21 protein-coding genes and 1 other annotated feature are annotated in these 23024 nt (G+C 51.1%); of the genes, 10 read left to right on the forward strand and 11 right to left on the reverse strand.

Features of this window, described 5'->3' with window-relative positions:
• Positions 1–22: 22 nt before the first annotated feature.
• Positions 23–1405 carry a sodium:solute symporter gene (locus ACMGG1_RS16165; protein ID WP_149573128.1) on the reverse strand — a complete coding sequence of 461 codons (1383 nt, stop codon included), beginning with the start codon at positions 1403–1405 and terminating at the stop codon, positions 23–25.
• Between the two features lie 73 nt (positions 1406–1478).
• Positions 1479–2411 carry an agmatinase gene (speB, locus tag ACMGG1_RS16170; RefSeq protein ID WP_414160856.1) on the reverse strand — a complete coding sequence of 311 codons (933 nt, stop codon included), beginning with the start codon at positions 2409–2411 and terminating at the stop codon, positions 1479–1481.
• A gap of 246 nt (positions 2412–2657) precedes the next feature.
• On the opposite strand from speB, the gene ACMGG1_RS16175 reads away from it, so the two are divergent.
• Positions 2658–3599, forward strand: a complete 942-nt coding sequence (locus tag ACMGG1_RS16175; RefSeq protein ID WP_020826050.1) for a LysR family transcriptional regulator — start codon at positions 2658–2660, stop codon at positions 3597–3599.
• Here the strand turns inward: ACMGG1_RS16175 and ACMGG1_RS16180 are convergent.
• Positions 3592–4416, reverse strand: coding sequence for an SDR family oxidoreductase (locus ACMGG1_RS16180; protein WP_020826049.1), 825 nt, complete (start codon positions 4414–4416; stop codon positions 3592–3594). The two genes, ACMGG1_RS16175 and ACMGG1_RS16180, sit on opposite strands and share 8 nt — an antisense overlap.
• Positions 4417–4645: 229 nt before the next feature.
• Between ACMGG1_RS16180 and hisL the strand changes: the two genes are divergently transcribed.
• From hisL to hisIE, 9 genes are all read left to right on the forward strand, one after another.
• The gene (gene hisL / locus ACMGG1_RS16185) at positions 4646–4693 is read left to right on the forward strand and encodes a his operon leader peptide (protein WP_101495319.1); all 48 of its coding nucleotides are present in this window, start codon (positions 4646–4648) and stop codon (positions 4691–4693) included.
• Positions 4669–4795, forward strand: a sequence feature (His leader region). Its footprint overlaps the gene before it by 25 nt.
• Positions 4796–4990: 195 nt before the next feature.
• Positions 4991–5890, forward strand: coding sequence for an ATP phosphoribosyltransferase (gene hisG / locus ACMGG1_RS16190; protein ID WP_041414374.1), 900 nt, complete (start codon positions 4991–4993; stop codon positions 5888–5890).
• Between the two features lie 4 nt (positions 5891–5894).
• Complete coding sequence (hisD, locus tag ACMGG1_RS16195) at positions 5895–7202, forward strand: histidinol dehydrogenase (protein ID WP_122077964.1); 1308 nt, start codon at positions 5895–5897, stop codon at positions 7200–7202.
• Positions 7199–8287, forward strand: coding sequence for a histidinol-phosphate transaminase (gene hisC / locus ACMGG1_RS16200; RefSeq protein ID WP_128864054.1), 1089 nt, complete (start codon positions 7199–7201; stop codon positions 8285–8287). Before hisD ends, hisC begins: the two co-directional genes overlap by 4 nt.
• The gene (gene hisB, locus ACMGG1_RS16205) at positions 8284–9351 is read left to right on the forward strand and encodes a bifunctional histidinol-phosphatase/imidazoleglycerol-phosphate dehydratase HisB (RefSeq protein WP_128864053.1); all 1068 of its coding nucleotides are present in this window, start codon (positions 8284–8286) and stop codon (positions 9349–9351) included. Before hisC ends, hisB begins: the two co-directional genes overlap by 4 nt.
• The gene (gene hisH, locus ACMGG1_RS16210; RefSeq protein WP_046374040.1) at positions 9351–9941 is read left to right on the forward strand and encodes an imidazole glycerol phosphate synthase subunit HisH; all 591 of its coding nucleotides are present in this window, start codon (positions 9351–9353) and stop codon (positions 9939–9941) included. Before hisB ends, hisH begins: the two co-directional genes overlap by 1 nt.
• A 5-nt stretch (positions 9942–9946) precedes the next feature.
• On the forward strand, positions 9947–10684 hold the full coding sequence (gene hisA, locus ACMGG1_RS16215) for a 1-(5-phosphoribosyl)-5-[(5-phosphoribosylamino)methylideneamino]imidazole-4-carboxamide isomerase (RefSeq protein ID WP_020826043.1): 738 nt from the start codon (positions 9947–9949) through the stop codon (positions 10682–10684).
• A complete protein-coding gene (hisF, locus tag ACMGG1_RS16220; RefSeq protein ID WP_046374042.1) occupies positions 10666–11442 on the forward strand; it encodes an imidazole glycerol phosphate synthase subunit HisF in 777 nt (258 codons plus the stop codon). The genes hisA and hisF overlap by 19 nt, the downstream gene beginning before the upstream one ends.
• The gene (gene hisIE / locus ACMGG1_RS16225; RefSeq protein WP_128864052.1) at positions 11436–12050 is read left to right on the forward strand and encodes a bifunctional phosphoribosyl-AMP cyclohydrolase/phosphoribosyl-ATP diphosphatase HisIE; all 615 of its coding nucleotides are present in this window, start codon (positions 11436–11438) and stop codon (positions 12048–12050) included. The genes hisF and hisIE overlap by 7 nt, the downstream gene beginning before the upstream one ends.
• A 106-nt stretch (positions 12051–12156) precedes the next feature.
• Here the strand turns inward: hisIE and ACMGG1_RS16230 are convergent, their stop codons facing one another.
• The 8 genes from ACMGG1_RS16230 to ACMGG1_RS16265 all read right to left on the reverse strand — a co-directional run bounded on the left by ACMGG1_RS16230 (position 12157) and on the right by ACMGG1_RS16265 (position 23010).
• Positions 12157–14100 carry an HAD-IA family hydrolase gene (locus ACMGG1_RS16230; protein WP_414160857.1) on the reverse strand — a complete coding sequence of 648 codons (1944 nt, stop codon included), beginning with the start codon at positions 14098–14100 and terminating at the stop codon, positions 12157–12159.
• Positions 14101–14128: 28 nt separating this feature from the next.
• Positions 14129–14974 carry a glycosyltransferase family A protein gene (locus ACMGG1_RS16235; protein WP_122077953.1) on the reverse strand — a complete coding sequence of 282 codons (846 nt, stop codon included), beginning with the start codon at positions 14972–14974 and terminating at the stop codon, positions 14129–14131.
• A 174-nt stretch (positions 14975–15148) separates the two neighbouring features.
• Positions 15149–16555 (reverse strand): NADP-dependent phosphogluconate dehydrogenase, encoded by a 1407-nt coding sequence (gene gndA / locus ACMGG1_RS16240; RefSeq protein WP_020826040.1) that lies wholly within the window; start codon positions 16553–16555, stop codon positions 15149–15151.
• A 137-nt stretch (positions 16556–16692) separates the two neighbouring features.
• Complete coding sequence (locus ACMGG1_RS16245) at positions 16693–17883, reverse strand: polysaccharide pyruvyl transferase family protein (protein WP_259216717.1); 1191 nt, start codon at positions 17881–17883, stop codon at positions 16693–16695.
• A gap of 16 nt (positions 17884–17899) precedes the next feature.
• Positions 17900–19042 (reverse strand): glycosyltransferase family 4 protein, encoded by a 1143-nt coding sequence (locus ACMGG1_RS16250; RefSeq protein ID WP_122077945.1) that lies wholly within the window; start codon positions 19040–19042, stop codon positions 17900–17902.
• 14 nt (positions 19043–19056) lie between these two features.
• Entirely contained in the window at positions 19057–19953 is an 897-nt protein-coding gene (locus ACMGG1_RS16255; RefSeq protein WP_128864049.1) for a glycosyltransferase, read from the reverse strand.
• On the reverse strand, positions 19950–21104 hold the full coding sequence (gene glf / locus ACMGG1_RS16260; protein WP_414161455.1) for a UDP-galactopyranose mutase: 1155 nt from the start codon (positions 21102–21104) through the stop codon (positions 19950–19952). Before glf ends, ACMGG1_RS16255 begins: the two co-directional genes overlap by 4 nt.
• A 7-nt stretch (positions 21105–21111) precedes the next feature.
• Positions 21112–23010, reverse strand: a complete 1899-nt coding sequence (locus tag ACMGG1_RS16265) for a DUF4422 domain-containing protein (RefSeq protein WP_414160858.1) — start codon at positions 23008–23010, stop codon at positions 21112–21114.
• Between the last annotated feature and the right edge of the window lie 14 nt (positions 23011–23024).

Consider the following 23024-nt stretch of genomic DNA (forward strand, 5'->3'; position numbering starts at 1 on the left):
CATGGCAGCCCCTGATTACCGGTTACTCGGGCTGTACCTGCGGCTGTGGGCTTGGCCGGGTCAGTAAGCTGCCAATCAGGAAGGCCGCGCCGCCCGCCAGCAAGCCGCCGTAGATAGGGCTGTTGGCTTCAATACCCTGATAATACATCAGCCCCAAAACGCTCAGGCTGCCGGTCAGCATGCTGGCGATAGCGCCGGTGCTGGTGGCCCGTTGCCAGAAAATCGCACCAATCAGCGGGATCAGCATGCCGCCCACCAGCAGGTTATAAGCCAGCGTCAGCGCCGCCATCACGTCCCGCACCACAAACGCCAACCCCAGCATGATGCAGCCCATGATCAGCGTAGTAAATCGCCCGGCAGCCAGTCCGCCCGAGGGGCGCTTGCGAATCGCCGGCAATACGTCCTCCAGCGCGATGGTCGATGACGCCAGCAGGCAGGCGCTGGCGGTCGACATCAGCGCAGCCAGTGCGGCGGCGGCCACCAATCCGCTGACGCCCGGCGGCAGCACCGCCTGCGCAATGGCGGCAAAAGCCCCGTCGGTATTAGCCAACTGCGGCAGCACCAGCTTGCCGGCCATGCCGATCAACGCACCGGCTACGCCATACAGCACGCAATACACGCCGGCCCCTAATCCGGCATAACGAGCAATAGTGTTGCTGCGGGCGGTAAATACCCGCTGCCAGATATCCTGACCAATCAAAATGCCGAAGAAGTAGATCAGGAAGAACACCGCGATAGTATCCAGCCCGATGGATGATAGCCGGTAGTAGCTATCCGGCAGTTGGCTACTGAACGCCGTCCAACCCCCGGCTTTGACGATGCTCATCGGCATCAGCACCAACATCATGCCAACGGTCATGATGATAAACTGGATAATGTCGGTCAGCGTCAGTGACCACATGCCGCCCAACGTTGAATACAGCACCACCAAACCGCCACCGAGCAAAATCGACGTGATAAACGACAGATCGAACATCACCTGCATCACGCTGCCGATGGCAATGATCGACGTCACCGCCACCATCAGATCGTAGGCCAACATAATGGCGCCGCTGGTGACTCTGGCCGCTGGGTGATAACGACGCGACAGCACCTGGCTGACGGTGTAGAGCTTTAGCTTAAGCAACGGCTTTGCCAACACCATGCTCAGCACCACGATGCCCGCCCCCAGCGCACCGCACAGCCACACGCCAGAGATGCCGTAGGTATAACCCAGTTTGACGCTGCCGATGGTTGACGCCCCGCCCAGCACCACCGCAGACAGGGTGCCCAGATACAAACAGGGCCCCAGATTACGTCCGGCAACCAGATAATCCTCTTTGGTCGTCGCCCGGCGAACGCCTAACCAACCCACCGCTCCTATCACCAAAAAGTAAAACACCACTACCAGCAGATCGAGATTCATGAGTCACTCCGCATGTTTATTATTGTTATTGGATCCAGGCGCAACGGCTCCGCCGGTCAGGTATGGCGACGTCTTATCGCCCAGGCAGCACGCATAACATTTCAAACAGCAGGTTGGCCGCCAGCAGCGCGGTATTACCGGAACGATCGTAAGGCGGTGAGACCTCCACCACGTCGGCGCCGATCAGATTCAGCCCCCGGCATCCTCGGACAATTTCCAGGCCCTGCCATACCGACAACCCGCCAACTTCCGGCGTGCCGGTACCCGGAGCAAACGCCGGATCCAGCCCATCGATATCGAAGCTGAGATAAACCGGCCCACTGCCCATCTGCTCGCGCACTTCGGCCATCAGCGGCGCTAAAGAGCGATACCAACACTCTTCCGCCAGCACCACGCGAAACCCCTGCCGGCGCGACCAGTCGAAATCGGCAGCTTCATAGCCGCTGCCCCGCAGCCCAATCTGCACAACCCGCTGGGGTGCCAACAGCCCCTCTTCAAAAGCGCGACGGAAAGTGGTGCCGTGCGCCAGTTGCTCGCCAAACATCTCCTCATTGGTGTCTGAATGCGCATCCACGTGAATTAAACCGACCGGGCCATGACGGCCGGCGGCGGCACGCAGGATCGGCAACGTCAGCGTGTGATCGCCTCCCAGCGTCAGCGGGATGCAGCCATGGGCCAGAATGTCGCTATAGGCCAGTTCGATACGCCGAACGCTGTCCGCCAGACTGTAGGGATTGATGGCGACATCCCCCAGATCGGCAACCTGCAACCGTTCGAAAGGGGCAGCGCCGCTACCCATGTTGTACGGGCGGATCATCACCGACTCCTGACGGATCTGCCGAGGCCCATAGCGCGTGCCGCTGCGGTTTGAAGTGCCAATATCAAGAGGAATGCCAACGAAGGCCGCATCCAGACCGCGCGCATTTTCGGCAACGGGCAGGCGCATCATGGTAGGGATACCGGCAAACCGCGGCATGTCGTTGCCACTTTGGGGTTGATTAAGCATGTGTTTTCCTCGTTCTGGCATGATTTAATTTCAACATTTAGATAACAAATACAGGCTACCCCGATGGCCGACAGGTCTACCATTCCATCTTTGTGATGTAAGCATTGAAAACACCGATGTTTTGTAACGCGTTGAACTGTTGGTTTTATTTGTAATCTGTGACATAAAAAGAGTGATTTTGGCCCGTCAGGGTGACGCCATGGATGTTACCAATCGGTTAACAAGGGAAGTTTTGCGGAGGAAAAGATGCTCACTAATCTAAGCGACATCGATCTGCGGCTGCTGCGGGTGTTCGTCGCCGTCGCGGAGGCCCATGGCGTCAGCGCCGCCCAGGAGCCGCTGTTGATGAATCAGTCGACCATCAGCACCCATCTTGCGACGCTGGAGACCCGGCTGGGGTTTCGTCTGTGCCAGCGAGGGCGCTCCGGCTTTATGCTGACGCCCAAAGGGGAGCGCATATTGATCGCCTGCCGCACGCTGTTTAACGCCGCACGCGACTTCACCCGGGTCAGCCAGTCGCTGAACGGTCTGCTGACCGGCGATCTGCAAATCGGGCTGGTGGATAATCTGGTGTCGCTGCCGGGCAACCCCTTCAGCCGTGCTATCAAACAGTTTCAACGCCGCCATCAGGACGTGCAGTTGCAGTGCCGAATTTGCGCCCCCGGCGAAATTGAACAGGGGCTGCTGAATCAGCAGCTCGATTTGGGCATCGGTTATTTCGGCCAGCAGTTGGAAGCATTGCAGTATCAACCCTGGATAAGCGAAACGCAGGCGGTCTACTGCAGCAGCGATCATCCGCTGTTTACCGCAGAGCAACCTGGTCGCGAACAAATTGAAAATGCGCGTTGGGTCAAGCGAGGTTATCTGTTGGCGCAGCAGCTCTGCCCGTTGGCGCCGTTAAACCTCGGTGCCGTCGCCCACCATATGGAGGGGGTCGCCCATCTGGTGCTCAGCGGCGAATATCTCGGGTACCTGCCGACCCATTACGCCGCGCGCTGGGTTGAACAGGGGGCACTGCGGCAGTTAGGCGGGCAGGCGCTCTCCTACCAGGCAACCCTGAGCCTGGTGACCCGACCCGGAGCGCCAAAGGAGGCCTTGTTGGCGCTGATAGAGGATTTGAGCGGATTGGCGCGAGCGCCACAGACAAAAAACCCCGCAGGCGCGGGGTCAGATACTGATATTAATTGACCGGCATGCGCGCCGGATCCGGATACTGATATTCGAACCCCAGCTCATTGCAGATGCGGCTACCGTCCACCAGGCGCCCACCCTGCTCTGCCTCAATGGCGAATTGCGGCGGGGCCAGATGCAGCTGTTCGGCCAGCGCCGGGTAAAATTCACGCTTGGTGGGATGGGCCGGGGCGCAAAGGTTATAAACGTGACCGCCTTTCGGCAGTTTCAGCAACAGTTGAATCGCGGCGATCACATCGTCCTGATGCACCAGATTCACCCCTTGCGAACCGCCTTTGACGTCGACTTTGCCGGCCAGGAAACGACCGGGGTGACGATCCACACCCACCAGTCCCGCCAACCGCAAGATATCCACCGACGTGTTCGGCAGTTCATGCAGCCAACGCTCCAGTTCCACCAGCACTCGCCCCGAAGGCGAAACCGGCTGCAGCGGCGAATCCTCGCGTACCGTGCCGGTAGTTTCACCGTATACCGAAGTCGAACTGGTAAACAGAATACGCGGTACGCCAAAAGCCATCGCGCTGTCCACCAGCATGCGTACCGCATTGAAGTAGTTCTCGCTGCCCTCGACAGTGCGGCGCGCAGGCAATGTCACCACCAGCGCATCAACGCGCAGCAAAGACTCCAGATCCTCGGGTTCGCAAATCAGCTCCGGCGTCATTTCCAACTGATAACATTCAATGCCGCTCATCCGCGCGGCCTCAACGCCATCCGGCGTCGTTTTACTGCCAACGACGTCAAACCCACGGCTCATCAGCGACAGGGCCAACGGCATGCCCAGCCAGCCCAGACCAATAATGGCTACCTTTTTCATCACCTTCCTCTCCTGAAGATCGCAGCGCTTTACCCATTAAGGCTACGCCACTGCGTGAAGTGATACAATCCACCCAGTTTAAGCTTAGGTAAAGTCGCGTCCAGCTAATAACTCAACCTGTTTCAATAAATTAAATTTATGACCGTAAAAAAGGGTTGCGTGACAGACGGCGGATAGTTTAGGTTAATTAGCAATTGAGTTTGTAGCGACTTTATACAGAGAAAACACCATGACACGCATTCAGTTCAGCCACCATCATCACCATCATCCTGACTAGTCTTTCAGGCGATGTGTGCTGGAAGACGGTTTTTTAATCTTCCAGTGGCGCGCAGAATGCAAGAGAGAGCCCTCGGAAGATTTCTTCCGAGGGTTTTTTTTTGGCTCCGGACAGACAGAAAAAATAATTTTTAAAATAAATTCAAATATCCCAAATAATTCGAGTTGCTTGTAGGCGGCAGCTGAGTGAATCCCCAGGAGCTTACTCAAGTAAGTGACTGGAGTGAATGAAGGCAGCCAACACCCAAGCCACTTGAAGTATGACGGGTATAAAATTACAGATTAAACAGAGGTTACCATGCTGGACAAAACACGTTTACGGATAGCAATGCAGAAGTCAGGCCGCCTGAGTGATGAATCCCAGGAGTTACTGGCGCGCTGCGGCATTAAAATCAACCTGCAGCAACAGCGCCTGATTGCCTTCGCGGAGAATATGCCGATTGATATCCTGCGCGTCCGTGATGACGATATCCCAGGGCTGGTGATGGACGGCGTGGTCGATCTGGGGATTATCGGTGAGAACGTGCTGGAAGAAGAGCTGCTCACCCGCCGCGCTCAGGGCGAAGATCCCCGTTACTTCACCCTGCGTCGCCTGGACTTCGGCGGTTGCCGTCTGTCGTTGGCTACCTCGCTCGACACGGAATACACCGGCCCGCAAAGCCTGCAAGACGCCCGCATCGCCACCTCTTATCCGCACCTGCTGAAACAATACCTCGATAAACAAGGCGTGCGCTTCAAATCCTGCCTGTTGAACGGTTCGGTGGAAGTGGCACCGCGTGCCGGTCTGGCCGACGCCATCTGTGACCTGGTCTCCACCGGTGCCACGCTGGAAGCCAACGGCCTGCGCGAAGTGGAAGTGATTTACCGCTCGAAAGCCTGCCTAATCCAACGTGACGGCGAAATGCCGGAAGCCAAACAGCAATTGATCGACCGCCTGATGACCCGTATTCAGGGCGTGATCCAGGCACGCGAATCCAAGTACATCATGCTGCACGCGCCGAGCGAGCGCCTCGACGAAATCGTTGCGCTGCTGCCGGGCGCGGAACGCCCAACCATTCTGCCACTGGCCGGTGCGCAAAATCGCGTGGCAATGCACATGGTCAGCAGTGAAACCCTGTTCTGGGAAACCATGGAAAAGCTGAAAGCGCTCGGTGCCAGTTCGATTCTGGTGTTACCAATTGAGAAGATGATGGAGTAACGCCATGTCGACTTTCAATACTCCGGTCAATTGGGCAGGTTGCAGCGCCGAACAGCGCGCGGCACTGTTGATGCGCCCGGCGATCGCAGCCGAAGACAGCATCACCCGCACGGTGAGCGAGATCCTCGACAACGTGAAGGCCAACGGTGACCAGGCGCTGCGCGATTACAGCGCCAAATTTGATAAAACCGAGGTTGGCGCGCTGCGCATCACCGCCGACCAGATCGCCGCCGCCAGCGCTCGTCTGGGTGATGATATAAAACAGGCGATGGCAGTCGCGGTCGCTAACGTCGAAACCTTCCACAATGCACAAAAGCTGCCGCCGGTGGATGTGGAAACCCAGCCGGGCGTGCGTTGCCAACAGGTCACCCGCCCGATCGACTCGGTCGGGCTGTATATTCCCGGTGGCTCCGCGCCGCTGTTTTCTACCGTACTGATGCTGGCGACGCCGGCACGTATCGCCGGTTGCCGCCGCGTGGTGTTGTGCTCACCGCCACCGATTGCCGATGAAATTCTCTATGCCGCGCAGCTGTGCGGGGTAAAGGAAGTGTTTCAGGTTGGCGGCGCACAGGCGATTGCCGCTATGGCATTCGGCACCGACTCCGTACCGCGCGTGGCGAAGATCTTCGGGCCGGGCAATGCCTTTGTCACCGAAGCCAAGCGCCAAATCAACCAACGGTTGGACGGCGCAGCGATCGATATGCCGGCCGGTCCTTCCGAGGTGTTGGTGATTGCCGATGCCGGTGCGACGCCGGCGTTTGTCGCCTCAGATTTGTTGTCGCAGGCGGAGCACGGCCCAGACTCGCAGGTGATTCTGCTGACGCCGGACGCCGTTATGGCACAGGCGGTAGCCGAAGCGGTCGAACAGCAACTGGCGCAACTGCCTCGCGCCGAAACCGCTCGTCAGGCGCTGGCCAGTAGCCGACTGATCGTCGCCAAAGATCTGGCCGAGTGTGTGGCGATCAGCAATCAGTATGGCCCGGAACACCTGATCATTCAGACCCGCGATGCCCGCGCCCTGGTCGACAGCATCACCAGCGCCGGTTCGGTATTTCTTGGTGACTGGTCGCCAGAGTCCGCCGGTGACTATGCGTCCGGCACCAACCACGTATTGCCGACCTACGGGTATACCGCGACCTGTTCCAGCCTGGGCCTGGCGGATTTCCAAAAACGCATGACGGTGCAGGAACTGACGCCGCAAGGCTTTATGAACCTGGCCGCCACCATTGAAACCCTGGCTGCCGCCGAGCAGTTGATTGCCCACAAAAACGCCGTCACCCTGCGCGTTGCCGCACTGAAGGAGCAAGCATGAGCATTGAAAACCTGGCGCGCGCCAACGTTCGCGAGCTGACCCCGTATCAATCGGCTCGCCGCCTGGGGGGCAATGGCGATGTGTGGCTGAACGCCAACGAATACCCGATCGCCCCGGAATTCCAACTGACCGCTCAAACCTTTAACCGCTATCCGGAGTGCCAGCCGGTACGGGTGATCGAGCGCTACGCCGATTACGCCGGGGTTAAAAAGGAACAGGTGCTGGTCAGTCGTGGGGCGGACGAAGGCATTGAACTGCTGATCCGCGCCTTCTGCGAGCCGGGCAAAGACGCCATCCTGTTCTGCCCGCCGACTTACGGCATGTACGCCGTCAGCGCTGAAACCTTTGGCGTGGAGCGTCGCACCGTGGCGGCCAAAAAGGACTGGCAATTGGATTTAGCTGCCATCGCCGACAGCCTGGATAACGTGAAACTGATATACGTCTGCAGCCCAAACAACCCAACCGGTAATCTGATCGATCCCAACGATCTGCGCACCCTGCTGGAAATGGCCAAAGGCAAGGCAATCGTCGCGGTTGATGAGGCCTATATCGAATTCTGCCCGCAGGCCAGCGTGGCCGCCTGGCTGAGCGACTATCCGCACCTGGCTGTCCTGCGCACTCTGTCAAAAGCCTTCGCGCTGGCTGGCCTGCGCTGTGGTTTTACTCTGGCCAACGAGGACTTGATCGCCCTGCTGCTGAAGGTGATCGCACCTTATCCGCTGTCTACTCCGGTCGCCGATATCGCTGCACAGGCGCTCAGCACCGAGGGGATCCGCGTGATGCGTCAGCGCGTTACCGAGATTGCCGCCAACCGCAGTTGGCTGCAGCAGGCGCTGCAAAACTGCGCTTGCGTTGAGCAGGTTTTCGCCAGCGACAGCAATTACCTGCTGGCTCGTTTCACTGCTTCCAGTAATGTGTTTAAAACCTTATGGGATCAGGGCATTATCTTAAGAGACCAAAATAAACAACCTGGGTTGTCCGGCTGCCTGCGCATCACCATCGGCACCCGTGACGAATGCCAGCGCGTGGTTGACGCGCTGTCTGCCCTGCCCGGTGCAACCGAGACTCGCCAGGAGCCAATGTGAGCCAGAAATTCCTCTTTATTGACCGTGACGGCACGCTGATTGCTGAACCCCCAGAAGACTTCCAGGTTGATCGCCTGGACAAGCTGGCGCTGGAGCCGGACGTCATTCCTTGCCTGCTTGAATTGCAGCAGTCAGGTTACCAACTGGTGATGATCACCAATCAGGATGGCCTGGGTACCGCCAGTTTTCCGCAGGAAACCTTCGATCCGCCGCACGGCCTGATGATGCAGATCCTCAGCTCCCAGGGCATTCACTTCGAAGATATCCTGATCTGCCCACACCTGCCGGCGGACAACTGCGATTGCCGCAAACCCAAAACCGCGCTGGTCAAAGGCTATCTGGAGCCCGGCGTGATGGATACCGCTCACAGCTACGTGATCGGCGATCGCCCCACCGACGTTCAACTGGCGGAAAACATGGGCATTCAGGGCTTGCGCTATCAGCGCGATACCCTGGGCTGGAAAGAGATCACCCGCCAACTGACCCAGCGCGATCGTCATGCGCAGGTTAACCGCGCCACCAAAGAAACCCAGATCGACGTCAACGTCTGGCTGGATCGCGAAGGCGGCAGCAAGATCAAAACCGGCGTGGGTTTCTTCGATCACATGCTGGATCAGATCGCCACCCACGGCGGCTTCCGCATGGACATCAATGTTAAGGGCGATCTGTATATCGACGATCACCACACGGTAGAAGACACCGGTCTGGCGCTGGGCGAAGCCCTGAACAAGGCGTTGGGCGACAAACGCGGCATCGCACGTTTCGGCTTTGTGCTGCCAATGGACGAGTGCCTGGCGCGCTGCGCGCTGGATATCTCCGGCCGCCCGCACCTGGAATACAAGGCTGAGTTTAACTATCAGCGCGTCGGCGATCTGAGCACCGAAATGGTCGAACACTTCTTCCGCTCGCTGTCTTACACCATGGGTTGCACGCTTCACCTGAAAACCAAAGGCAAAAACGACCATCACCGCGTCGAAAGCCTGTTCAAAGTGTTTGGCCGTACGCTACGCCAGGCGATCCGCGTTGAGGGCAATACCCTCCCGAGCTCGAAAGGAGTGCTGTGATGAACGTGGTGATTTTAGACACCGGCTGCGCCAACCTGTCTTCTGTCACCTACGCGGTGCAGCGACTGGGTTATCAGCCGCAGGTAAGCCGTGACCCGGAGATCGTGTTGCGCGCCGATAAGCTTTTCCTGCCGGGCGTCGGCACAGCGCAGGCGGCCATGGATCAGTTGAAGCAACGCGAGTTGATCGATTTGATCAAAGCCTGCACTCAGCCGGTGCTGGGTATTTGCCTCGGTATGCAGTTGCTGGCAAAAAGCAGCGAAGAGAATGGCGGTATCGACACGCTGGGCATTATCGAGACGCCGGTCACCCAGATGACCGACTTCGGTCTGCCGCTGCCGCACATGGGCTGGAACCAGGTGTCGGCACAGGCCGGCCACCATCTGTTCCGCGGCATTGAAGACGGTGCCTACTTCTACTTCGTTCACAGCTATGCGATGCCGATATGCCCAAGCACCATCGCCCAGGCGAACTACGGCGAGCCCTTCACCGCCGCCGTGCAAAAAGACAACTTCTTCGGCGTGCAGTTTCATCCAGAACGTTCTGGAGCAGCCGGTGCGCAACTGTTGAAAAACTTTCTGGAGATGTAGGCAGCATGATTATTCCAGCTTTGGATTTGATCGACGGCAACGTGGTGCGTTTGCATCAGGGTGATTACGGCCAACAGCGCGACTACGGTAACGATCCGCGCTCACGCCTGCAGGACTATCAACAACAGGGTGCACAGGTATTGCATCTGGTCGATTTGACCGGGGCCAAAGATCCTGCTGCACGCCAGATCCCGCTGCTGCGCCAACTGCTCGCCGGGGTTAACGTGCCGGTACAGGTTGGCGGCGGCATTCGCAATGAGCAGGACGTTTCGGCACTGCTGGAAGCCGGTGCGACCCGCGTGGTCATCGGCTCCACAGCAGTGAAACAACCGCAGTTGGTGCAGGGCTGGTTTGAGCGCTATGGCGCAGAGGCCATGGTGCTGGCGCTGGACGTGCGTATCGACGCCGACGGCACCAAGCGCGTGGCGATCAGCGGCTGGCAAGAAAATTCAGACGCCACTTTGGAACAGGTGGTGGAACAGTTCCTGCCCTACGGCCTCAAGCACGTGCTGTGCACCGATATTTCCCGCGATGGTACGCTGGCTGGCTCCAACGTAGCGCTGTACCAGGAAATCAGCCAACGCTATCCGCAGATTGACTTCCAGGCATCCGGCGGCATCGGCAATCTGGACGATATCGCCCAACTGCGTGGCAGTGGCGTTAAAGGTGTGATTGTGGGGCGTGCCCTGTTGGAAGGTAAGTTTAGCGTTGAGGAGGCAATCGCATGCTGGCAAAACGGATAATCCCGTGTCTGGATGTCAAAGACGGGCAAGTAGTGAAAGGCGTGCAGTTCCGCAACCATGAGATCATCGGTGACATCGTGCCGCTGGCGCAACGTTATGCGCAGGAAGGTGCGGACGAACTGGTGTTCTACGATATCACCGCCTCAAGCGATGGCCGTGTAGTGGACAAAAGCTGGGTGTCGCGGGTGGCGGAAGTGATTGATATCCCCTTCTGCGTCGCCGGTGGTATCAAAAGCCCGGAAGATGCCAGCCAGATCCTCTCTTTCGGCGCCGACAAGATTTCCATCAACTCTCCGGCGCTGGCCGACCCCGATCTAATTAGCCGTCTGGCAGATCGCTTTGGCGTACAGTGCATCGTGGTGGGTATTGATACCTGGTTCGAAGCCTCAACCGGCAAGTATCACGTTAACCAATACACCGGCGACGAAAGCCGCACCCGCGTCACTCAATGGGAAACCTTGGATTGGGTTAAAGAAGTGCAAAAACGCGGTGCCGGCGAGATTGTGTTGAACATGATGAACCAGGATGGCGTACGCAACGGTTACGATTTGGAACAGCTGCGGAAGGTCCGTGAGGTATGTAAAGTGCCCCTGATCGCCTCCGGCGGCGCGGGCACCATGGAACACTTTCTGGAAGCGTTCCGTGATGCGGACGTTGACGGCGCCTTGGCCGCGTCGGTGTTCCACAAGCAAATCATTAATATCGGCGAACTGAAAAAGTTCCTGGCCGCCCAAGGTGTGGAGATCCGCCTGTGTTAACAGAACAACAAAGAAGCCAGCTCGACTGGGAAAAAACTGACCACCTGCTGCCGGCGATTGTGCAGCATGCCGTCTCCGGCGAAGTGCTGATGCTCGGCTACATGAACCAGGAAGCGCTGACCGCTACCGAGCAAAGCGGCAAGGTCACCTTCTTCTCTCGTACCAAGCAGCGCCTGTGGACCAAGGGCGAAAGCTCTGGCAACTTCCTCAACGTAGTGAGCATCACCCCAGACTGTGATAACGACACGCTGTTGATTTTGGTCAATCCGATTGGCCCGACCTGCCATCTGGGCAATACCAGCTGCTTCCACCCGGCCGCCAGCGATTGGGGTTTTCTGTATCAGTTGGAGCAACTGCTGGCGGAGCGTAAAAACGCCAGCCCCGACAGCTCTTACACCGCCAGCCTGTACGCCAGCGGCACCAAGCGTATCGCACAGAAAGTCGGTGAAGAAGGCGTGGAAACCGCATTGGCCGCGACGGTGAACGATCGCGAAGAGCTAACCAACGAAGCCTCCGATCTGATTTATCACCTGCTGGTGCTGCTGCAGGATCAGGATCTGGATTTGAGCAAGGTGATTGGTCGGCTGCGTGAGCGGCATAAAAGATAAAATTACGTCATGAATGCCACAATTTTTTGGCATAAAAAAACCGGCATTAAATATCATCGGACGATATTTTAATGCCGGTTATTGACTAGAATCTTATATCAATAATTTAGATATATTTCTTCCAGAATTTCTTCCTGTTTATACGCTTATAGCCTTCTTTCCAGTAGCTCTGCTCAAACATTTCAGAATACTTATGCCCCTGAAGCAAGCGTTCTTTTAGACTTAATTTCTCCGCCAAGGCAATGCGGCCATTATTGGCCCCCGCAGCCTCCGAATGAGTGATGCCAACCAACGCATCCAGCTCGTAGCTGCTTGGATTTGACACAAGCTCAAAGAAAGGTTCGGATAGCAACCGGCTACTCATGGCCTCTGACGGTACAACCGCAAGAATAGAAGAAATGTATTCAAAGAATGACCGAATACCTTTTTGCAAAAGCTGTGCTTTTTTAAGATATTCCAACTCCTCCTCACTCACATTTTCTTTCACTGGCTGAGTTTTACCATCAATCTTTTGGTAACCTTTGGTCGACCCGGTATTGTCCGCCATTGCAAACTCCAACAGCTCGACCCCACCAGAGAGGATCAAATCATGTTGATTTCTAGGCTCCCCAAAATTAGTCAACCAACCTTTCATGTCATTATAATAGGATTTGTTATCCTTAGCCCCTTCAAAGGTTGCCAAGTATAGCCCGCTTATTTTCTTATCTGCCCAGATATCTCCTAAAGCACGGCTGAAGACTGATTGAATGTTTCCCATCCAACCAATATCGACTAACGCCACTGAAGAATAATCCCCTACTGCTTCTTTGAAATAATCTGAGAATTCATCCCGATATTTCTTGTTTTGCAGCAAAGCATGCATGAACAGCTTATTAATCAGCCAATGGACTTTATCACGCTCGCCGTGGCTTGGAACATAGTTTACGTCAGGGAAGCCAACGTCGTGAATATCGGAAAGATGCTCTTCAGCATTTAGTCCAATAACAGAAAGAATGTTTTTTATGCTTTTTCTATTCTTACCACCAAACAGATGCCAGATACGATGCATTGGCCAATCAGTCATTCCCATTTTGTAAGTAGATGCACGGGAAAGATAAACATACTGATAGTCGAACTGGCGATCTTTATTATAGAAATCAAGGAAAATATCGCGAATCAAATGCGCATCTCGCGCCAAAAACAATAGCTTCTCAACGTTAAGTTTTTTGGCCGTAGCATGGATCCAGGATGTGTAACCCAGCATCAATGGACCAAAGATCTTGAAACCAATCTCAGTGAGCGGGTCATCAGAAAAAAACTGTCTCGCCTGAATATTCGTTACCGAGATATTAATAGACTCGCCAATAACATCTTTAATCTGCCAATGACGTGAAACACCGCCATCATATTCAGACCAATCAGCATGTAGCCCATCTATCGAATGATGCTTTGCCATTTCAACATCAGAATGCTTATTATCGCCAATATGCAACCAACGTTTTCCAGTAAGGTTAAGTTTATTCCTAACCTTAGGATATAACTCTCCGGAGTGTTTAGACACCCCTTCTTCACCTGAAGAAAAAATGGCAACATCATCAAGATTTTTGTAGCCAGCATTTTCCAGTAACTCGCGTAGCACTTTCGAAGGTAAATACATATCGCTGATAACGATAATCTTACATCCTGCGGCTCTGGCCTTATTAAAAAGATCTTCTGCCTCTATACTTTTAAAAAGAACAGCCTTCTCCATCTCTATTTCTAGAGAAATAAGCATGTTAATAACATGCTTAGGCAATGTCGGGATCCTTTGGCTGACCTGATCATAGATGTCGGATATCAGAATTTCAGGCTCGCCTCCGTGCAAACTTACCTTATGTTGCCTGGCTTTTTCTTCCGCCTTTTCCCTGATAACAGAAAAATTATCGACCAAATCGGGCCATGCGATATATTGACTATCATACGATAAATTGGCTTGAATCAGTGAAAACAAGTCCTTGGGCCGCGCAATTTTTCGACTCAAAAGTGTATCAAATATGTCGAAACTCACGAAGTCGTAATTATTAAAATCCATAGTTCCTTCTACTCCTGAGCATAATTATTCAATGGCCGAAGTGATGACAAATTTTATTCTCAATCGAAGCTATTCGATGAAACATAGTTTCGTTAAAGATAAAATTAGAAATAAACCGACAGGTATAATCGTCAGAGGTATTTCTAGCTATACTATTGAGAATGACTTTTGATGAAAAACCATACTCTTCGGCATGAATAATGCTATAGTTGCCCAGGTTAAAGTCATCTTCCCGGCGGAAATGATAAAAAGACAAAGATTCGGGAACGATCCACACATCATTCTTGCTCATAAATGAAATCAAGAACACCCAGAAAAACGCTGGCTCCATGATATTATGAGACACGACAGTGCGTATAAATGCAGAAAAGTCAAAAATGCATGACGATGCTGGGATACTATTTCTATAATACAACGCATCGATATTCACCGGGCCAACCGAGAAATAATGATTCCACGGTTCGGTTCTGTCGATCTTTATCCTGTTGCCTTCAGCTATTTCATAAACTTTATTAACATGGCTGGCAACAGCACCAACAGATGGGTATCTGACTTTACTCTTTTCAAAAACGGAGATACAACGGGATAAATACTCTGGCGCCCAAGTATCGTCGTCATCAAGAAAACATGCATACTCAAATGGGAAGCTGTGTAGTGTTTTAATAAGTTCTTCCTGAGAAGAGACAGCATGAATTTTGTCGCTTTCAGAAATAAAAACCAACTCTTCAATATCTGACGGTATACCAGAACCGTTAGTCATGATAAAAACTTTATAATTTTGATATGATTGATTCTTCACGGACTCAAGAGCTCGCAAAAGCAAGCGCTTCCTAGTCTCATGATGTCTCAAAATAATAGCAACTGAGCCTTTCATAATTCCTCTATGAATACTATCTAGGCAAATTAATTAACATGGAAACATATTAAATAATTATAGTAACCTCTGATTCACTACCGATATAACAATTCAAGACCGATATAACAATCAAAGATCAAATCTTATAATAGCAAAAGCCGGGCATAGCCCGGCTATCTTATATTAATTAACTTATTCCATCCATTCGGTATGGAATACGCCTTCTTTGTCGATACGTTTGTAAGTGTGAGCACCGAAGTAGTCACGCTGCGCCTGGATCAGGTTGGCAGGCAGAACCGCTGAACGGTAGCTGTCGTAGTAAGAGATAGCCGCAGAGAAGGTCGGCGTAGGGATGCCGTTTTGCACCGCGTAAGACACCACGTCACGCAGCGCCTGCTGATATTCGTCAGCAATCTGCTTGAAGTAAGGTGCCAGCAACAGGTTAGCGATATCCGCGTCCTGTGCATAAGCGTCGGTGATTTTCTGCAGGAACTGTGCACGGATGATGCAGCCGGCGCGGAAGATCTTGGCAATGTCGCCGTAGTGCAGATCCCAGTTGTTTTCTTTGGAAGCCGCTTTCAGCTGAGAGAAGCCCTGCGCATAGGAAACGATTTTGCCCAGGTACAGCGCGCGGCGCACTTTCTCGACGAATTCGGCTTTGTCACCGCTGACTGGCGTCACTTTAGGACCGGTCAACACTTTAGATGCGGCAACGCGCTGGTCTTTCAGTGAGGACAGGTAACGTGCGAATACCGACTCGGTGATCAGCGACAGCGGCTCGCCCAGATCCAGAGAGCTCTGGCTGGTCCATTTGCCGGTACCTTTGTTGGCAGCTTCGTCCAGGATCACATCAACCAGGTATTTACCTTCTTCATCTTTCTTGGTGAAGATATCTTTGGTGATGTCGATCAGGTAGCTGTTCAGTTCGCCTTTGTTCCACTCGGCAAAGGTGTCAGCCAGTTCTTCATTGCTCAGGTTCAGCGCCTGCTTCAACAGGGAATAGGCTTCTGCAATCAGCTGCATGTCGCCGTATTCGATGCCGTTGTGCACCATCTTCACATAGTGACCGGCGCCATCAGCACCGATGTAGGTCACGCAAGGCTCGCCTTCCGCTACCGCAGCGATTTTCTCCAGGATTGGCGCCACCAGCTCGTAAGCTTCTTTCTGGCCGCCAGGCATGATTGAAGGCCCTTTCAGCGCGCCCTCTTCACCACCGGAAACACCGGTACCGATGAAGTTGAAGCCTTGATCAGACAGTTCGCGGTTACGACGGATGGTGTCCTGATAGTAGGTGTTGCCACCGTCGATCAGAATGTCACCTTTATCCAGGTGCGGAGTCAGGGAAGCAATGGTCTTGTCAGTCGCTTCACCTGCTTTCACCATCAGCAAGATGCGGCGTGGTTTTTCCAGCGATTCAACGAACTCTTCGACGGTGTAGTGCGGCACCAGGTTTTTACCTGGATTCTCGGCAATAACTTCATCAGTTTTATCGCCTGAACGGTTAAAGATCGAAACGGTGTAACCACGGCTTTCGATGTTCAGTGCCAGATTGCGGCCCATTACCGCCATGCCGACAACGCCGATTTGTTGCTTGGACATTGAAGAACTCCTGTCTGAGGATGACCCTGTTAACAACTGTGGCCAACAGGTTTTGTGATGTGGCACACATGTTAACTCAGGATTGAGCCGCGTGGGTAGTGATTGGTGCGATAGGCTTTATAACAGATAATAAACCATCAGAAATTATACAGTTGTGCCAATAAACGTTGTTTGGCTTGCTGAATCAGAACCCTTCCCGGCTGACGGTCAATGCGTACTACAGGTGACAGCAGGGGTACCAATGCGTCCGCACTGATATCCGGCCTGACCATAGGCCAGTCAGACATGGGTTGTAAGCTGGCGAATTTGTTGTCGTAATAATCTGACCACGATAACGCAATACCATCGATACCCAGACTTGCAGCAATGACCTGAAAGTGGAAGCGTGAACTGATGCAAAAATCGTTAGTGGCAAATGCTAAACCATCTTGCCAAATCTGTTCGAACGGCACGAAACTTGCGTGAGGAAAACGCTCCTGCACCTGGTGAAAAAATGTACCATCTGTTCCTGGACGAAACTCATAAAAATTGATCGCGGCCGCAGGATAAATCTGACAAAACCTGGCTACGACCGTCTGCAACAGCGTCAACAGATTCTCGGCTAGAATACCATCTTCAGACAGTTCGGTATGGATACACAGATGAAGAGTGGGTTGTTCACGCTCCACAAGACGTCCGGTTGGAGAATCGGGGAAAGCAAAATAATCGTCCCCGGAGAAACCCAGTACAGGAATTCCAAAAGATTCCAATACTTTATAGCTGGCTTCGTCTCGTACATCAAAGTGATTAAACTGACGGATGAACGGTGCTAATTTAGCAGCATTTTCAGGCGAGAGCGGCTGCAATCCAAGCCCGGTTGCGTAACAGGCCAACTGATGCTTTTCAGCAAAATAAGCCGCAAGTTCTATCAATCGCGCATTGGCCCCCCAGAGTTCATTGATGTATCCCCCCCCCAACAGATGGATACTTTCCGCAGAGATAAAGACCTCGGACATTAAGCGCTCACGAATCGGTAGCGCATGAGGATCGGCAAATTTGTCCTGAACGGACCCCTTGTCACCCAGCGCTTGGGCCAAACGCCATAGATAATCTACACATTTAACCCCCGGAAACAGCTCCGACGCCACCACAGCATCAACCGCATCAAGATAGATAACGCTATCAGGAAACTGCCGTTGCAATTCATTTATCCAGTATCGCGTTAGCATGTCATCACCAAAATTTGGCATACCTGCGGCTGAAACTAAATACAATGTTTTCTTCTGTACTGATGGAGCTTGAACATCCCTATCCTGCCTTTTCGTCCATAATTTCGCGAAAAAAGCCAAAATAGTGCCCCTCAAATTAATAGTTCCCGGTGGCAATTGCGCGCTGATAAAGTTTCAGAGTGTCATCAATAATCAATGATGATGCAAATTTGCTTTCAATTCGCTCACGACTACGAACCCCCATCTCTACACGCTTGTTTGGACTGGTAAGCAACTTTTCTAACTTTTCTGCCAAAAGCTTGATGTTACGTTTCTCCACTAAACTGCCCGTGTATTCATCGATGATAAGACTTTGGCAACCACCAACATCGTAAGCGATACAAGCACGCCCTACGGACGAGGCTTCAAGCAAGATACGGGGAACACCTTCAGAATATGTGGTAGGCAGTGCCACAACATTAGAAGCCTCGATAAGACTGTAGACATCCGTACAGCGGCCAAGCCAGTTTATCAGCCCCTGCTGATGCCACTCTTCGATTTGTGACAAGGGTATAGCGTCAGGATCATCAACAATCGAAATCCCTGCTACATTGAGAACAAAGTCCACGCCTTTAAGCGCCAGTCGCTTTTTCACCTCAACCAAGTCACCCAGCCCCTTGCTCCACAATAGGCGACTCGCAAACAACACAATCGGTTTTTCGCGGTTGATTTCCAGTGAATAATGATAAATATCCGGATTGATACCGGCACCATCGATCACCACTGTTTGGCTTTTTTTGGCTTCAGTAATGGCAATGAGTCGATCGCGATCGTGCTCATGTTCAAAAGCCAACAGACACTTTTTATTCTTAACTATATGATTATAGGAGTGTAGCGTCAGAAATCGAATAACGTTCATTGACAGCTTATCTTCCATAAACACGCGCCCCAGCCCAACGAAGCCAAGAATGATAGGCTTGTTATAAAAGCGGGCAAAAAATCCCCCCATCAAGCAAGGCTTGATGGTGATGCAGTGTAGAACATCCGGATTAATTCTTCTGAGCAGTTGCCATACCTTGACCAACGAACTGAAAAAATTTATCGGATTAACAGACTGTTCCGAGATAGAAGAGTCATGGCAAATGAAACCTTTTTCTGTCAGCGTTTGCTGAATGTCGCCCCCCACAAAATGGCTGACAACATGAATTTCATAGCCTGCAGCCTTAGCTGCCAAGGCTCTTTCAACCCAGTGAAGTTCAAAGTACCAATCCGAGTTGATAAAATAACAAATCTTTTTCATTAAACTCTTACCGGCTAATGTCGCTTACCATTTTTAAGTGATATACCGTCAACAATACCGCGTATTACATATCTAATATATTCGATTTTATTACCTTGAGAGGTAAAAGAAAGTAAATATTTAGCAATACGTAACACGATGGCTCCAAATGAGTAAGGCCTCTCATTTTTTTTAAACAACATTCTAGAAAGAAGCAAATTCCTGACCAGGTAATACACCTTCCATGGTGGATTTATTCCCCCACTGGTTGGTGCCACATCATGCAAGAACAGCAACTCTGGTGAGTATCGAAAGCGATACCCCTGTTGACTCAACCTGTAAGAGAAGTAAAGATCATCATAATAAATAAAAAGCTCCGAGCGGATAGACTCTGTGTTGGCAGCTAAAACGTCTTTGCGAATTATTGCACCAACGAATGAAAGCGTAATCACCTCTGACGCCTCCAGCCCTGTCGGAGTGTAGCGATCAGGTCTTGCAATATAATCGAGCGTGCGCATCAGTGATGTTGGCATCTTACTGAAGGGCACGTTCATTTTACAAAGCATGCCTTGCTTATCTATCACACGGCAACAGTATGCAGCATGATTGGTTTGTTCCAACTTAGCAAAACGCGCCAACAACTCAGCTTGCGGGTAAGCATCATCATCAAACATAAATACCCAATCGGTATCTATTTTTTCAGCAATGAATTCCGCTCCGAGTTTAAACCCACCGGCACCGCCATCATTTTGACCGGCGCGGAGCACGTGCAGGCGCGTATCCTCAATACCTTCCAACCAGGCCTGAGTATCATCGGTTGAAGCATTATCAACAATAACAATGTGCTCAAATGACAACGCAGCAGTTGCCATCCAGCACTGTTTCAATTTTTCCAGGCGATTAAAAGTAACAATTAACGCCGTGGCTTTCATCTGATGCTGACCGTAAAGACTGGCATAGTCGTTTTTTGCTCCAGACTGCTCAGATAAATCTCAGCGGTTTTCAACGCTTCGGCAATAGTCACGTCCATATCCAGATAGCGGTAAGTCCCTAAACGGCCGATGAAAGTCATACCGTTTTCTTTTTCCGCCAAATCGACATATTTTTCCAGAAGGCTCATTTCACCAACTTGTCGAATTGGGTAGTAAGGAATGTCGTTTTCCTCGCATGCACGGCTGTATTCTTTGTAACAAACCGAGCCTTCATGCTGCTCCCAAGGCGAAAAATATTTGTGTTCAGTGATACGAGTGTAAGGCACTGATTGTTCACAATAGTTCATAACCGCACACCCCTGATAATCACCCTCCACCGAGAATTTTTCAAAGTCTAACGTACGGTAACCTAAACGCCCAAACTGGAAGTCATAAAAAGCATCCAGTGGCCCGCTGTAGAAAACATGATCATACTGCTCGCGATCTTGCGGCTGGAACTGTACGCCTAGCGATACGGTAATGTTTGCATGGTTTAAAATACCTTCAACCATTTTGGTATAGCCATCTTTCGGCATCCCCTGAAACTTATGATTAAAATAGTTATCATCATAATTAAAGCGGATAGGCAAACGTTTAAGGATCGATGCTGGCAGTTGCGCCGGAGACATCCCCCACTGCTTAATGGTATAGCCTTTAAAGAAGGCTTCATAAAGCTCTTTGCCGACAAAACGCAGAGCCTGCTCTTCAAACGATTGTGGCTCAGTAATGCTGCGGTCACCCTTTTCAGCAATTAGCGCTTTGGCTTCCGCTGGCGAACAGGTTTGTCTAAAGAATTGGTTAATCGTATGAAGATTTATCGGCAACGAGAAAACCTGACCACCAACAGTCGCTTTAACCCGATTCACGTAGGGCATCATGGTGGAGTAACGATTAACAAAATTCCATACCTGCTCGTTGTCAGTGTGGAAGATATGGGGGCCATAGGTATGCACCATAACGTCCGTCTTCACATCGCGGGCATCGTAACAGTTTCCTGCAATATGATCCCGGCTGTCGATGATTTGGATCAAATGCCCCTGCTCTGCCAGTTGACGGCCGATTACCGCACCAGAGAAACCAGCACCCACAATTAGTATTTTTTTACCGTTTATCATTAAGTTACCCAAGAATTGCGCGTCTAACTTTGTAGTAGTATTTCGTCATAAAATTGCGTCGCGACGTGCCTATTGGTGCCCATTTGTTAAGCATGGGCATCAGAGCGCGTTTTAATTTAGTCTGCAGCAAAACCGGCGTATTACTCACAAGTTGCACTGTAGGAACATGTGATACTGCGGTGCCAATCAGACGTTCATAAGCTTCATACGCCCATGGCGTATTCACGATATTTTTATGATAGTTATCAAAAAAGTCAACGCGACGCGTGTTCCACGGTTTATTCTCACCCGCAAAATGAATCATCTTCGGATCTCTACGCGCCTCAAGAAAATTCATATAAGTTTTGAAGGGTAGATTGGGAAAGAAATCTTCCGTATTGCCGTTACCATGATAAACATTCCACTCCATTGGCAAATAGTGCACGCGGCCATGGAATACCTTATTCATAATATCCTGATCCAAGAACCAATAGGTTTTGCTTTTCATCGCATCCATCAGGCTGGAAAATGTATTTTCTTGGTTCATCTGCGCGATATTAAATACTAAAATCCCAGCTTGGAAATAGCCATCTGGGTTATCCATTCCCAATGAACTTTCCAAATACTCTTTGGCTGGCATTACACCATCACTGGACTGGGACATCGCGCCGAACAAAACGAAGCCCTCCATAACAATGTCTTTTACCGCAGCGATCAAGTTATTCCCAAGAGGGATACTCATTAACTCAGCCAAGTCACTTTCAACTACCGTGTCCGCATCAATAAATATTACTTTATCAAACTCGGAAAATAGATTTGGGATAAACAAACGCGCATAGGTTGCAGCACTAAAATGAGCACGAGTAAAGACATCTTTTATCTCAGTGAAAGCATTCACATCAAAAAAACGAAGGCTAACATTCTTAAAATCGGCAACAAGCGATAAGAAGCGGTGCTTGTTTTTTAAATAAACCCCATTCTCCAGAACAACCAGATCATAATTTAGCTCTGGATTTGCATGAGCAAGAATAGAATTAATTAACGCTGCACCACTAATAGCATAATTATCATCAAAACAAATCACTACAGGAACATTTCTTGTCGAAAATGCAGGTCTTAGAGTAGCATTGAAAGTTTCTTTTTCGATAAAGGTTCGTTGTAACTCCTTAACTTTAAAAGAGCGCTGCTCGATTTGGTACGCCAGATAAATATTTAACAATCGTTCAGATATATGACCAACAACGCGCTTCTCTTGCGCATTATAATTTTTAAAGCGAAGTTTATCCTCAAGCCTTTCCAAAATTGCGAATAGCCACTCAGAATAATCATTGAAGATATCCTTCCGCATAACAAACATATTAGTATAATAACCATCTGATGAGTTATTAAACATATCTGCGGCAGACTTATACTCCGGATAAATATCTGAAAGAATTTCTAATGCGGCATCGTAATCTTCAATATGCAGGTAGTTAGATACTTTATAATGTTGATAGTTGTTCTTACTACCTGCAGCACTAACATCCCATTTTTTCGGCAAGATAATATCAACACCTGCCAGACAATCAGATATATTCTTATCGTTTAAACCAAATTTCTCATGATATAACGCATCAATCTTCTCATAATTAATTACGCCCCAGTTATCTTCCGGGACTTGTTGATCTTCAGAGAAGTTAAAATGACGTCGATAATGCATAAACCCAACATAGTCTGCTGGTTGCGCATTCTTCCATACCCAATAATGAGCGGTCAATTCACAGTAAAATGGGTTTTTGAAAGAGATATTATCGCCAGAATCGTCACCAGGACAACCGATCTCATTTAAATTATTTGCCTTACCAACATGTATCGGCTGAATCAGTGTGGAATCAAGAAATGCACTGGGTTTATGATGGCAAGTGTAAATTTTAATAGAATTCATTTTAATTACCTAAT

The organism is Serratia sp. BNK-12 (assembly GCF_047456085.1).
Lineage (GTDB): Bacteria > Pseudomonadota > Gammaproteobacteria > Enterobacterales > Enterobacteriaceae > Serratia > Serratia liquefaciens.

Excerpts from the sequence above, each read along its gene's own strand:
- gndA (WP_020826040.1), bottom strand. The coding sequence starts at position 16,555 with ATGTCCAAGCAACAAATCGGCGTTGTCGGCATGGCGGTAATGGGCCGC.
- hisF (WP_046374042.1), top strand. The coding sequence starts at position 10,666 with ATGCTGGCAAAACGGATAATCCCGTGTCTGGATGTCAAAGACGGGCAA.
- ACMGG1_RS16250 (WP_122077945.1), bottom strand. The coding sequence starts at position 19,042 with ATGAAAAAGATTTGTTATTTTATCAACTCGGATTGGTACTTTGAACTT.
- hisA (WP_020826043.1), top strand. The coding sequence starts at position 9,947 with ATGATTATTCCAGCTTTGGATTTGATCGACGGCAACGTGGTGCGTTTG.
- ACMGG1_RS16235 (WP_122077953.1), bottom strand. The coding sequence starts at position 14,974 with ATGAAAGGCTCAGTTGCTATTATTTTGAGACATCATGAGACTAGGAAG.
- speB (WP_414160856.1), bottom strand. The coding sequence starts at position 2,411 with ATGCTTAATCAACCCCAAAGTGGCAACGACATGCCGCGGTTTGCCGGT.
- ACMGG1_RS16265 (WP_414160858.1), bottom strand. The coding sequence starts at position 23,010 with ATGAATTCTATTAAAATTTACACTTGCCATCATAAACCCAGTGCATTT.
- ACMGG1_RS16255 (WP_128864049.1), bottom strand. The coding sequence starts at position 19,953 with ATGAAAGCCACGGCGTTAATTGTTACTTTTAATCGCCTGGAAAAATTG.
- ACMGG1_RS16165 (WP_149573128.1), bottom strand. The coding sequence starts at position 1,405 with ATGAATCTCGATCTGCTGGTAGTGGTGTTTTACTTTTTGGTGATAGGA.
- hisG (WP_041414374.1), top strand. The coding sequence starts at position 4,991 with ATGCTGGACAAAACACGTTTACGGATAGCAATGCAGAAGTCAGGCCGC.
- ACMGG1_RS16180 (WP_020826049.1), bottom strand. The coding sequence starts at position 4,416 with ATGAAAAAGGTAGCCATTATTGGTCTGGGCTGGCTGGGCATGCCGTTG.
- hisD (WP_122077964.1), top strand. The coding sequence starts at position 5,895 with ATGTCGACTTTCAATACTCCGGTCAATTGGGCAGGTTGCAGCGCCGAA.
- hisH (WP_046374040.1), top strand. The coding sequence starts at position 9,351 with ATGAACGTGGTGATTTTAGACACCGGCTGCGCCAACCTGTCTTCTGTC.
- ACMGG1_RS16230 (WP_414160857.1), bottom strand. The coding sequence starts at position 14,100 with ATGGATTTTAATAATTACGACTTCGTGAGTTTCGACATATTTGATACA.
- hisC (WP_128864054.1), top strand. The coding sequence starts at position 7,199 with ATGAGCATTGAAAACCTGGCGCGCGCCAACGTTCGCGAGCTGACCCCG.
- ACMGG1_RS16175 (WP_020826050.1), top strand. The coding sequence starts at position 2,658 with ATGCTCACTAATCTAAGCGACATCGATCTGCGGCTGCTGCGGGTGTTC.